Raw genomic sequence first — 11,556 nt, forward strand, 5'->3', positions numbered from 1 at the left:
TTACCGACGTCTGAGCAGCGCTACATTTTCAACGTGATGCGTATGCGGAAACATATCAACGGGCTGTACATCTTCAACTATATACCCTTCGTCTAGAATGCCCAGATCGCGCGCTTGGGTGGCCGTATTACAGCTTACATACACAATTCGCTCAGGAGCCGCTTTGAGCAACTGACGGGTTACTGCTTCATCCATTCCGGCGCGGGGCGGGTCAGTAATCACTACATCTGGGCGGCCGTGCTGGTCAAAAAAGTTATCGGTCAGAATATCACGCATATCTCCGGCAACGAATGTTGTATTCGAAATTCCATTCACCTGAGCATTGATCCGCGCATCAGCTACTGAAGCCTCTACATACTCTACGCCTATCACCTGGCGGGCCCGACGCGCGACAAACAGCGCAATGGTGCCGGTGCCAGTGTATAGATCATATACACGTTCGTTACCAGTGAGCCCGGCCCAGTCGCGGGTGATTTTGTAGAGGCTATGTGCTTGTTGAGCATTGGTTTGGTAAAAAGATTTCGGGCCAATCCGAAAGGTTAACGGGGGACCGTCTGCATCGTCCATTTGCTCTTCAATGTACGATTTCCCAGCCCAGTTAATCACCTCCTGATCCTGGTAACTGTCGTTCTTCTTGGTATTCAGAATATAATTGAGCGACGTGATTTGCGGAAACGTCTCTTTCAAATGGCTCAATAACCCATTGAGAAGTGCCGGATTATCCTGCGCAACCTGCAACGTAACCATAATTTGCTGCGTAGTAGCAGCAGTACGAATAATCAGTGTTCGCAGAAAGCCAGTATGCAATTTCAGGTTGTACAACGTCAGGTCGTGCTGAAAAACATAGTCATTCACCGCCTGTCGAATGGCATTTGAAGGGTCAGGTTGCAGATAGCAATGATGAATGGGCAGTACTTTATCAAATCGACCGGGAACGTGAAAGCCGACGGCCCGCTGATCCATCAATTGATCCGTATTGACTTCGCGCGTAGTCAGCCAGCGTCCTTCGGCGCAGGTAAATTCAAGTTTATTTCGGTAGTACTGAGTAGGATGCGCAGGCAAAATAGGCCGAATTGTTGGCAGGGCAACCTTGCCGATGCGGGTCAAATGATCGACAACCTGCTGATGTTTAAACCCTAGCTGTTCGCCGTATTGGATATGTTGCCACTTACACCCGCCACAAGTACCAAAATGTTCGCAAAATGGCTCCGCTCGCACCGGCGACCATTCATGGACGTGTTCTGCCACTGCTTCGCGATACTGTTTTTTCCGGTTTGTAATGCGCAGATCGACCAAATCGCCGGGAGCAACTCCTGGTCCTCCGGTTGGATTATCGACAAAAATTACGCCCTCATCGGTACGTACAATACATTTACCCTCGGCTGCTACCGTATCAATTCGAACGCTTGCCAACCGTTCGGGTGTTTTATGACTCCTTCTACGCATAAGTCCCAAAAAACCGCTAATTTAAGCATCCGTTTTCGGACGGTCTCAATATTGATTTATTTCTGCGTATGTTAAACTTGTACCGAACGTTATGGGCTTTCATCTTTCTAACCAGCTTTTTGTTGGTAATGAGCCATGTAGCCCAGGCAACCCATATCGTTGGCGGAGAGCTGGAGTTACGCTATCTGGGAGCACAAAGCGCGTATAGCCACCGAATCAGTCTTAATCTTTACTTCGATGCGGTCAATGGTAATGTAGACGCTAAAGATCCATTCGTCCGAGTTGGTATTTTCGCCAAACGTACGAATCAGATTATTGGCTACGTAGATCTTAGTCGAATTAGTGAGCAAAGTGTCGTCTATACTCGACCCGCCTGCGCGAATGCCAGCCTGAATACCTTGCTGATCCGATACAGTCTGGACTTAACCCTCGATCCTAATCTATTTAATGACTCCGGTGGCTATTATATGTCGTGGGAGCGTTGCTGTAGAAATGGCGTAATCAGTAATATTATCAATCCCGGTGGAGCAGGTTCGGTATTTTATCTGGAGTTCCCAGCACTAATCAACAATGTCCGGAATTCATCCCCAGTATTTACCATTCCGAAAGGTGACTATGCCTGTATTGGCCAACCGTTCACGCTTGATTTTAGCGCAACCGATGCTGATGGCGATAGCCTAACGTATACTTTAGTAACGCCATACAATGGATTCAGTAGCGTGGCGGTTCCGTATCCAGCCAGCTCGAATCAACAACCCGTATTTTATTCTGGCCCTTACCCAACGATTCAGTGGAATGCTGGCATCTCCAACGCAAACGAAATTCCAGGAACTGCTCCATTGCAGGTAAATGCTCGCACAGGTTTATTGAGCGTCACACCAAATCGAGCTGGCTTATACGTTATTTCGGTCGAAGTTGCCGAGTACCGGGCTAAAAAATTAATTGGCCTTGTCCGACGAGATTTTCAGGTATTGGTTATCGATTGCCCCAAAAACAATCCACCCCAACTTCTGTTTCGCCCAGATGGTCAAAAGACCTTTTATAAGGAGGGTACGGTTATCACTATTTCCGAGAAAGACACCAATTGCCTGAACTTATACATCACGGATATCGACGCGAACCAGCGCATTACGATCACCAACATGAGCGGTTCGTTGCCGGGCTTATCGCTTGCCCCAGGCGATCTGTTTACCCGTACCGGACGAGATACACTACAAGCGAAATTTTGTTTCGGGCGATGCGTTGGTAGCGATGGAAAACCATTTACCCTCCTGATCCGAGCAACGGATGATGGATGTCCACAAGGGCTTAGCGATACTATTAGTATTCGCCTGAGTATCATCCCTTCGCTCAACAACAAGCCGAGAGCAAGCACAGACCTGCTTAGCAATCAGGGCAAGGTAACAGTAGGATCTTCGTTGACATTCAACGCATTAGGAAGCGATATTGACAATGACAATATTACAATTCAGGCTGTTGGGCGCGGATTTACGTTAGCACAGGCTGGAATGACGTTTGCCTCAGCCTCAGGTGTCGGAAAAGTATCCCAGCCTTTTTCGTGGAAACCGACCTGTACTCAAGCAACCCAAACCGATTATGTAGTCGATTTCATTGTAACTGATATAAGGTGTGGGCAAAATTTACGGGACACAGTTACTGTCAGGCTTGCTGCCATTGGAATTCCCAGTCAACCGCCGAGTGTGCGAACCACTTTGTCTCAACAGGTGATCGAATTAACCGTCAGTCCAAGTGATTCGGCAGGTCATACTAGTTTCGATGTACTCGGTAATGACCCCGATCGGGACACGCTCCGACTAACGGGCACCGGACGCGGATTCGACATGAAAGCTATGGGCATGACTTTTACCAATAAATCAGGTTTGCCAACACTTCAGTCGGCCTTTACCTGGAAGCCCACCTGTGAATTAATGGCGGGCAAAACCGAGGCTACGTTTGTTGTCGACTTTGTCGTAGACGACCGTTCGTGTCAGCCTAATCACACGGATATGACTACGGTTACCTTCCATGTTACAAAGCCCATCTTTAGCGCAGACATCAAAATCCCTAATGTGTTTACGCCAAACGGTGATGGTATTAATGATTATTTCGCGGTCAAAGACTTACCAGAAAACTCCTGTGACGAACAGTTCAGGCGGATTGACGTCACTAATCGCTGGGGAGCCGTTGTTTTCTCCTCTACCGACCCGAAATTCCGTTGGTACGGTACTGATTCGCCTACTGGCACCTATTATTACCTTCTAGTTACCACACAGCGGACCCTAAAAGGCACAGTAACAGTGATGAGATAAAAAGAGTCGACTCTTTTTGCCCTATCTTTGGCCTTCTCTTATGAACGATAAAGTAGTACTTATTACTGGTGCCTCGTCAGGTATAGGACGGGCACTCGCCTTTGCCTTTGGGCGCGAGGGAGCCCGGATCGTGATCTGCGCCCGCAAAGCTGATGCATTACAATCTGTCAATCAGGAGCTTACTACGGCTGGCATTGACGTACTTTCGCTAACAGCAGATGTGAGTGTTGAATCGGATGTCAAGCGTCTGATCGAGCAAACAATTGCTCATTTTGGTCGCCTGGATATTCTGATCAACAATGCGGGAATTTCTATGCGTTCCATGCTGATTGACACTGATCCGTCTGTTATTCAGAAAGTTATGGATATAAACTTTATGGGTACTGTTTATGCGACGCGGTATGCACTCCCCCATATTCAGCAGGCAAAAGGATCAATCGTAGGCATTTCGTCGATTGCAGGTTATCGCGGATTACCCGTTCGAAGTGGTTATTCAGCGTCTAAGTTTGCGATGAATGGCTTTCTGGAAGCCGTTCGGACGGAATTGCTGCACACAGGAGTTCACGTACTGACAGCTTGCCCTGGTTTTACAGCTTCAAACATTCGGGTATCCGCGCTCGATGCCCACGGACAGGCAAAAGGCGAAACCATGCGCGACGAAAGTTCGATGATGAGTGCCGAAGAATGTGCCAACCATATTTTGCGGGCGGTAAAAGCGCGCAAACGTGAACTCATTTTAACGACTCAGGGAAAATTTACCGTTTTTATCAATAAGTGGCTCCCCGGCCTTGCTGATACCCTGGTATACAACACATTAGCCAAAGAAAAAGACTCGCCATTAAAGAAATAATTGACTGATAGCCTTGTTGACTGATTGAACAGCTATGCTATCGACTTTTCTTCAATCAGTCAACAAGGTTATCAGTCAATTGTTAAATTATCCAGACGCTATCTCGTCGAATAAAGTAGAGTTCATTGTGCCAGAGTACTCTGAAGTAGATATCTTTCGTTCCCAGAATATTCACTTTATTTCCCCGGCCAATTACTTCAACCACCGGGGCTGCTGCTGACGGATCGGTACGTAGCAAAACACGATCACGACTCGTAATACCCGATTGTACGCCTTCAGGCAGATTCGTAAAAATCAACAGCAATAATAAGTACACAAAAATGATCCATTTCTGACGAGTTGGAATCTCTTCTTTGCGGATTACTTTCAGTATGAGAACACTAAATACGTATCCCGCCGGGATGAGGAGGAAAAGCAGGAAGTAGACGCCGTATTTACGATAGAAGAGATAAAAGTAATTCAGATCGTCGGTTTCGTATCCACTCAGGTTGTTGGCCCGAGCGATGTCGTTCATACGACGCAAAACGGCATCTTCAGGATGACGCTCAAAATAGACATCTAAATAATAGAGAAGACGCGGAACATCGTTTTGTTGTTCATAAGCGCTGGCCAACTTCAGTAGCAGCGGGTCGGTAGCGGTATGCCCTTCAGCAAGTGCCATTTCATATAAGCGAACCGCTTGCATCTGATCGCCACCGGCAAACAGAGAATCTGCCTTTCGAAGCGAATCAGGTACAGCAATCTGTGCCCAGCCACTTGTTGATACTATAAACCCTAACAGGCTTAGCATAAGGCGGATCATTGGCAAAAACGAAGAAACGTTCATAATTCCGCCTAACATTGTAAGAGACTATTCGAAACAAAAAAGGAGGGATAGGTATCCAGGACAATTGCTTTCCTTCTTCCTTCCTCCCCTCGATGTTTTTCAGTACGATTAAAACGGCAGATCGTTACTTTCTTCGTCAAAAGCAGCGTTGAACGTCATAGCTGCCGGCTGGCTTTGTTGCGCAGGACGTGCTTGAGCAGGCTGCGAAGACCGAGCTGGCGCTACAGAACTACTATCACCTTCAGCTAATTCGATTCGAAACGCCCGAAGTTCTGTGTACCAACGATCATTATATTCCCGTGATTCAGCGCTAAATGTGGCTTTGAGGGTATCACCATCTGCAAATTGTTTCAGATCATTTGCCTTTTCGCCCCAGGCTGTCATACACACTTTTTTAGGATATTGACTATCAAGTGTTTCAATAACAAAATCTTGTTTATTCCAAGGACCATTTTTGCCTTGACCTGTTACTTCTGGTAATACTTTTATCAGTTTTCCGACTAATTCGAGTGCCATTTTACGTGGTCTTTTCAGTTAATTTATACCTATAAAATTACGAAAATCTCATCATTTTCGGGCTATTCTGGTCGAAAAAAGGAAAAGATTACTGACTGTCGTTGGCAGAAAAAACTCAATCTGTTATATTTGCACCTCGATTACCGAATCGGCCACGTGGTGAAACTGGTAGACACGCCATCTTGAGGGGGTGGTGCTTCACGGCATGGGAGTTCGAGTCTCCCCGTGGTCACGTAATACACTAAACGACAAGCACTTACAATTCCATGTGAGTGCTTTTTTAGTTTCTGGTTGAATCACTGGTTGAAACAAGTACAAAGCAGCTCAAAGTAGTATCCTGATCTCCTTCAGTTGTTGTTACTTCCAAGTTCAATATTTGGCTTAATTCAACTGAATTTAGTCGGCAACTACCAGCCCCTTTTTAGCCGCTTTCGAATTGCCGCTGGCAAGAGTTTTGGGAGCCGTTTTTTGGCTGGTAATGGTAAAGGCCCTATATAGGAGTTTACCACCTTACCACCCAAAAATTAGCCTAAATTTGGGCAGTGACGCAACCTGTTATGAAGCATCCTTTTCGGCTAATATTTGGCTTATTTCTGCTCTTGTCACTCAGCCAGTGTAAAGAGCCATCCATCACAAGCGATACTACGCCAACTCGCGATGACAACATTGCGCTGGGTAATCCTGATGGAGCCAAAGCATCCGACTCCAGTCCTAACGCTTACCTGATTAGCCGACCAACGTATTCGCTTTCTTATAACAATTCGACAGGAATTGCTAACTGGTGTAGCTGGCATTTATCAACTGCCTGGAAAGGATCGGCATCGCGTTACACAGGCAACTTCATTCCTGATCAAAGTTTGCCTACCAGCTTCTTTCAGGCCAAACACGGTGATTATACTAACACCGGTTTTGATCGCGGCCACCTCTGCCCCTCGGATGATCGGGATAGTACCGCTGAGGAAAATAAAACTACGTTCATTCTGACCAACATTGTGCCCCAGGCTCCACAGTTAAATCGGCAGGCCTGGTTACGACTGGAAGAGTACTGCCGGAACCTAGTCACTCAAGGTAATGAACTATATATCATTGCTGGTACGCACGGCAAAGGTGGAGAGGGTGATAATGGAAAAGCGAATACTATCGCTAGTGGCAAACTAACCGTTCCGGCTGCGCTCTGGAAGGTGATTGTGGTACTGCCTGTAGGTTCGGATGATATGAATAGGATCAACGATCAGACGCGGGTTATTGCGGTCTGGATGGGCAATACTAATGCGATTGGCGAGCAGTCATGGGGTAACTACCGGGTTAGTGTGGATGAGATTGAGAAGCAGACGGGGTATGACTTGCTGTCGGATGTATCGGAGAGTGTGCAGAAGGAGGTAGAGTAGAGGTAAGAGTTGATCAGATTGGTTTATGATTAACTCTGGCTTAACCCGATTGCTAAAATGAGGCAACTAAAGTGTCAGGCAAAATTGAACTAATAACACCGTGCCGCTAGAGTTTTAAGGTACAGGCCTGCTTTCATATAGAAGAGCGACTAGCTATACGCTATTGGGTATCGCCTTTTTGGAACCTTTCTGAACAGCCTGCTTTTCTGCCAATCCACTTCAATGGGGCTACCGAACACATAGAACCACTTTTGTCGCCACTCCCGCGTGGCTTTTACATCCCGAATAATATCGCGTACCTCGTGGAAGTTAATCACCAGTGGATTGGCCTTTTGAGCGATATTGGTTGTTATCCCGTAAATGGCGGGCTCCTCTTCAAGCTGGTACGTGCCAAACAGGCGATCCCAAAAAATGAACGTCGCTCCGAAATTCTTGTCGATATACTTGGGCTGGGAGCCGTGATGCACCCGGTGGTTTGACGGGGTGGCAAAAACGAACTCGATCCAGCGAGGTAACCGGCGAATGTACTCGGTATGTACCCAGAACTGAAACAGCACGGCCACTTGGTTAGTGGTAAAAAAGATGATCGGATGAAAACCAAGCAGCGCTACGGGGAGAAAGAAAAACACTTTTAGATTCTGGATCCAGCTCAGCCGGAAGGAGACAGTTAGATTGTAATGTTCGCTAGAATGATGTACCACATGGGTTGCCCACCAAAAACGGGACCCGTGAGAAATCCGATGAGCCCAGTAGCTGCACAAATCAAACAGGATATAGCAGGGAATGACCGTCCACCAGCTCAAGGCCATACGCCAGGGGAGTTGGTTGTAGATCCAAACGGTAGCATATAGCAGCGATAATTTAACTGCTGCACTAATCACCAGGGATCCTAAGCCTACCAGGATCGAGCCAATGGTTTCTCGTTTATGGTAGTATGGTTTTTCCTGAATAAAGGTCATGAGCATTTCCAGAAGAGTAAAAAAGAGCATGACTGGAACGGCCCATAAAATCAGATTAGGCGTTGTCTGCTCAAGGGTTGACAAGTGCTCCAGTTGAATAGGCGGAGTAACAAAAAACGGGATATTCATTTGAATTAGTAATTAAAAGTCGATAGGTCTCTGGTCCATGGACATTATCTTCTTATCCCCTGAGAAGGACAGACTACCGGCCGGATGTAACAGGAGAAAAAGAGACATTGATTAGAAGGGTTCTGCCGACCGTTACTCAAGCCAATTCTTAATGGGCCGTAGTTTACTTAGGTAGTTAGAACCAATAGGTGTCACTCTATGATTTCCATGTCTGCACAATACACATGCTCATAGAGTAATTCTGTCGCTACCTTATTAAGGTGTACAGTTTCTCCTATCCTTACTGCTTTGTCGATCACTTTGTCAGTACGACCTACCTCATCACCTGACTCTGAGTAATAGCTAAATCGTACTGGGATAGTTGTGTACATGTGCCGCTTCGAGGTGTTATAAATCGTGAACCAATGATAGGCAACAGACCCAACTTCATCTTTCTGCCAAGTAAATTTATTGATCACTAAATCTCTACTGGCATTGGGCTTGGCGGCTTGGAGCAAGTCTGCTTTTTGTTGCGCCTGCCTCAGGGCGATTTCGGCGATTTTCGCTTGATGTTTTAATTGGCCAATCAGAATCAGCATACTTAATCCACAAAGAACGAATAAGATAATCTTATGCCATTTTTTCATACAAGGTTGGATCTGCAGGACTATGCTGGGCAAAGCGTAAGGTAAACGGTCTATTGTTATGTCAGTAGCCGTTAATTATCAGTTTCCAGCCGTTTCTTTCTTTTCAATTGCTGCTGGGCGCCTCTTAATTGGTTTTTATAGCTATAAAAACCAATTAAGAGGAGTAGGATGCCAATAAGAATGTTGTAAAACGTATTCGATTGGTGGGCAATCGGAGCCTGTTCAACGTACAAACTTGGCACAAAGAGTTGGAAAGCGTGGATTCGTTTCATGATAGTCGATAAAAATAGAGTGATACCCTGTTAATCAGGCTAGCTACGGTCAAAGTCGGTACTTTTATAAATACTATTTTCTTGCTACTTAGGTAGCTATCAATCAGCGGAACATGAACCAATATGACTTATCCGTGATGTTGATCGAGTTACACCATGCCACTCAAGTCTTTTTTAATCGATAGCTCGTCATTGAGCGTTAATTTTCCGTTTTGCAAAAAACAATAATAGGCCTGACCACACGTAAGGGCCTGAGTTCTGTCACCACTGGCTATGGCCGTTCGGTAAGCCTGGTGTAAATCTTGTCCCCTTTTTTGACGCCTACTGGCATGCTGAAGCATAAGCCAGAAGACTCCTAATACAAAGGCCAGGAATAAAATCGTTTCCATAGATTTCACAGATTAAATACTGGTACGAGTGAGTCGATTAAGTGGATCGGGCTAGTAAGTTCACCCAGTTCCTTTTATTGATACAGTAGGTGGAATATATTCATTCGTCTGAAGCCATCGAATGACTTCCTGCGTAGACGGAAATACCAATACTATATCAGGGTCCTTACGCTGATTTTCAGAACGAGTCAATTCCATTAACTTGTTGAGCCGACAGGTAATCCTTGGCTGGTTCAGGTTGGACACATGGGTAGCCGGACTCACTTGAATCTGTAGGAGTTCGACCGCGCCCAGCTCTGGCCTGTCGCTATCTAAGAACAAGAGCTCTAGTGACTGGCGGCCCACATGGTTAAGTTCGCCAAGTACCTGATTTTTTCGTAAAGGCTGGCGGGCGGTTAATGCCTCGACGGCCCATTCTAATAACTGCTTCATACATTTAGACAAATTAATCCTAAAGCGTTGTTACTCACAGGTTAGGGTTATAAAGTTGGCCCATACCAGGGGGTAGGGAATTGATCAAAACGGGAACGGCTTTCTTGCCAATCTTTCTCGCTCAGGACATAGATGTCTATATCCTGCACCGTATCTGTTGAATATCGTGGATGTTTTCTTCTTGTAGGGTGATTGGCAATCACATAGGTTTTCGCGACACTTCCTTCTGTCTGCTCGATCAACAGGACTGATTGACCCTTGGTAAAGCTTTGCATCGAACTAGTCTAGGTATCGGCTAGTAGGTGATGGTAGGTTTGCTGCTGAGCGTCATCATAGGCAAAAAAACGTACGAAAATTGTCATGAGTATGGGCATATACCAACCTGTGGCTGCCACAGCTTGACACTCAAAAAGCAATGATTTCGGAATCGAAAGAAGACTAGTGAAGGCTCGTATTCAGTTAACTGAACGATTGCTACGAGTCTGGATTAGGCCGCTACCTAATACGAGTGAAGTACAAGTCTATAAGCACCTTTGGGGTGTAATTGTTCAACGGCTGATAAAAAAGATTCGATTTAGGGCAAAGACCAATCTGACCTTGAAGCCGTTCGGATTAGGTAGCTCCTTTTAAATCGATTTCTTTCAAGAATTAGTAATCATTTCTCTTCTAGCCGTGTTCACTAAGTAACAGCCTAGCTGAGTACCAGTTTTCGCCAATTAATTGCCTGGTTTAATAGTCAACTTCCCTTGTGTAATCCAGAAAGGCTTGGTTAAATACCTAGCTTAGCTTCCCTGAATCGCTGTGGGCTAACAGCCTTTTTCTTCTGACTGCAATACGTATCTCTGCCTGTGATCAGCTGCTTATCAATCAGCAATCTGATCAATCACCCACTTGAGTAGACCCTAATAAGTAGGGCTTCCTGCTCATTGATATTTTATGCCTGGAAGGCAGATCTAGTTAGTCTCACCTTTAATCAACCAGTCTCATGCGAATGAATTTTGATGAACTCTTCACAGTGGAAGATGGGGTAATGACCCCTAAAGTGCTGATCAATATTATGAGCGTAATCCGGGGTGGCCCTGAGATCAGTCTGGCCAAAGATTCGCTTACGATTAACGGAGTCGACCCGTTTAGCTGGCGGGGTAAAGACTTGATGGTCGATCTTCGCAAAGCAGGGACGATTACGGAGTACTATATTCGAGGCTTAGCGATCGGCTAATTCTCGACTGCAATCGGATCTAACAATCAATTTATCATGTATGGCATCGAATACACTAGTCATCATTACCGGGTATGGGTCTGTTTCCCCAAAACCCTGGAAAAAAGCGTATTTCAATATGAGTGTTGAGGAGGCAAAGCAACGTTTTATGCAAACGTATCCTCAGTCCAGAGATGTTACGATTGCCAGCGTTGT

At 45.8% G+C, this 11,556-nt stretch carries 12 protein-coding genes and 1 tRNA gene; 5 read left to right on the plus strand and 8 right to left on the minus strand.

Annotation, left to right across the window (positions count from 1 at the left end):
• Complete coding sequence (gene rlmD, locus ACYVE4_RS08935; protein ID WP_461039171.1) at positions 1-1,446, minus strand: 23S rRNA (uracil(1939)-C(5))-methyltransferase RlmD; 1,446 nt, start codon at positions 1,444-1,446, stop codon at positions 1-3.
• Positions 1,447-1,514: 68 nt separating this feature from the next.
• On the opposite strand from rlmD, the gene ACYVE4_RS08940 reads away from it, so the two are divergent.
• Positions 1,515-3,755 carry a T9SS type B sorting domain-containing protein gene (locus tag ACYVE4_RS08940; RefSeq protein WP_461039173.1) on the plus strand — a complete coding sequence of 747 codons (2,241 nt, stop codon included), beginning with the start codon at positions 1,515-1,517 and terminating at the stop codon, positions 3,753-3,755.
• A 40-nt stretch (positions 3,756-3,795) separates the two neighbouring features.
• Positions 3,796-4,605 (plus strand): SDR family oxidoreductase, encoded by an 810-nt coding sequence (locus ACYVE4_RS08945; RefSeq protein WP_461039175.1) that lies wholly within the window; start codon positions 3,796-3,798, stop codon positions 4,603-4,605.
• 82 nt (positions 4,606-4,687) lie between these two features.
• Here the strand turns inward: ACYVE4_RS08945 and ACYVE4_RS08950 are convergent, their stop codons facing one another.
• Positions 4,688-5,407, minus strand: a complete 720-nt coding sequence (locus ACYVE4_RS08950; RefSeq protein WP_461039177.1) for a tetratricopeptide repeat protein — start codon at positions 5,405-5,407, stop codon at positions 4,688-4,690.
• A gap of 132 nt (positions 5,408-5,539) precedes the next feature.
• A complete protein-coding gene (locus tag ACYVE4_RS08955; protein WP_461039179.1) occupies positions 5,540-5,947 on the minus strand; it encodes a DUF3127 domain-containing protein in 408 nt (135 codons plus the stop codon).
• A gap of 150 nt (positions 5,948-6,097) precedes the next feature.
• Here ACYVE4_RS08955 and ACYVE4_RS08960 point away from each other — a divergent pair.
• Together ACYVE4_RS08960 and ACYVE4_RS08965 are read left to right on the plus strand one after the other, a co-directional pair.
• A tRNA-Leu gene (locus ACYVE4_RS08960) sits at positions 6,098-6,179 on the plus strand.
• A gap of 325 nt (positions 6,180-6,504) precedes the next feature.
• A complete protein-coding gene (locus tag ACYVE4_RS08965; protein ID WP_461039181.1) occupies positions 6,505-7,335 on the plus strand; it encodes a DNA/RNA non-specific endonuclease in 831 nt (276 codons plus the stop codon).
• Positions 7,336-7,484: 149 nt separating this feature from the next.
• Here ACYVE4_RS08965 and ACYVE4_RS08970 read toward each other — a convergent pair whose 3' ends face one another.
• From ACYVE4_RS08970 to ACYVE4_RS08990, 5 genes are all read right to left on the minus strand, one after another.
• Entirely contained in the window at positions 7,485-8,423 is a 939-nt protein-coding gene (locus ACYVE4_RS08970) for a sterol desaturase family protein (protein WP_461039182.1), read from the minus strand.
• Positions 8,424-8,614: 191 nt separating this feature from the next.
• Positions 8,615-9,049 (minus strand): hypothetical protein, encoded by a 435-nt coding sequence (locus tag ACYVE4_RS08975; protein WP_461039184.1) that lies wholly within the window; start codon positions 9,047-9,049, stop codon positions 8,615-8,617.
• Positions 9,050-9,470: 421 nt separating this feature from the next.
• Positions 9,471-9,710 (minus strand): hypothetical protein, encoded by a 240-nt coding sequence (locus tag ACYVE4_RS08980; protein WP_461039186.1) that lies wholly within the window; start codon positions 9,708-9,710, stop codon positions 9,471-9,473.
• 60 nt (positions 9,711-9,770) lie between these two features.
• Positions 9,771-10,142: a hypothetical protein gene (locus tag ACYVE4_RS08985; protein ID WP_461039188.1), complete on the minus strand. Its 372-nt coding sequence runs from the start codon at positions 10,140-10,142 to the stop codon at positions 9,771-9,773.
• Positions 10,143-10,189: 47 nt separating this feature from the next.
• The gene (locus ACYVE4_RS08990; protein ID WP_461039190.1) at positions 10,190-10,417 is read right to left on the minus strand and encodes a hypothetical protein; all 228 of its coding nucleotides are present in this window, start codon (positions 10,415-10,417) and stop codon (positions 10,190-10,192) included.
• Between the two features lie 710 nt (positions 10,418-11,127).
• On the opposite strand from ACYVE4_RS08990, the gene ACYVE4_RS08995 reads away from it, so the two are divergent.
• A complete protein-coding gene (locus ACYVE4_RS08995) occupies positions 11,128-11,361 on the plus strand; it encodes a hypothetical protein (protein ID WP_461039192.1) in 234 nt (77 codons plus the stop codon).
• Positions 11,362-11,556 lie beyond the last annotated feature (195 nt).

The sequence above is a fragment of the Spirosoma harenae genome, assembly GCF_054776975.1.

Bases quoted from the DNA above. Each gene is read 5' to 3' on its own strand.
- ACYVE4_RS08970 (WP_461039182.1), bottom strand. From the start codon at position 8,423: ATGAATATCCCGTTTTTTGTTACTCCGCCTATTCAACTGGAGCACTTG.
- ACYVE4_RS08940 (WP_461039173.1), top strand. From the start codon at position 1,515: ATGTTAAACTTGTACCGAACGTTATGGGCTTTCATCTTTCTAACCAGC.
- ACYVE4_RS08985 (WP_461039188.1), bottom strand. From the start codon at position 10,142: ATGAAGCAGTTATTAGAATGGGCCGTCGAGGCATTAACCGCCCGCCAG.
- ACYVE4_RS08995 (WP_461039192.1), top strand. From the start codon at position 11,128: ATGCGAATGAATTTTGATGAACTCTTCACAGTGGAAGATGGGGTAATG.
- ACYVE4_RS08980 (WP_461039186.1), bottom strand. From the start codon at position 9,710: ATGGAAACGATTTTATTCCTGGCCTTTGTATTAGGAGTCTTCTGGCTT.
- ACYVE4_RS08965 (WP_461039181.1), top strand. From the start codon at position 6,505: ATGAAGCATCCTTTTCGGCTAATATTTGGCTTATTTCTGCTCTTGTCA.
- ACYVE4_RS08990 (WP_461039190.1), bottom strand. From the start codon at position 10,417: ATGCAAAGCTTTACCAAGGGTCAATCAGTCCTGTTGATCGAGCAGACA.
- rlmD (WP_461039171.1), bottom strand. From the start codon at position 1,446: ATGCGTAGAAGGAGTCATAAAACACCCGAACGGTTGGCAAGCGTTCGA.
- ACYVE4_RS08975 (WP_461039184.1), bottom strand. From the start codon at position 9,049: ATGAAAAAATGGCATAAGATTATCTTATTCGTTCTTTGTGGATTAAGT.
- ACYVE4_RS08955 (WP_461039179.1), bottom strand. From the start codon at position 5,947: ATGGCACTCGAATTAGTCGGAAAACTGATAAAAGTATTACCAGAAGTA.
- ACYVE4_RS08945 (WP_461039175.1), top strand. From the start codon at position 3,796: ATGAACGATAAAGTAGTACTTATTACTGGTGCCTCGTCAGGTATAGGA.
- ACYVE4_RS08950 (WP_461039177.1), bottom strand. From the start codon at position 5,407: ATGATCCGCCTTATGCTAAGCCTGTTAGGGTTTATAGTATCAACAAGT.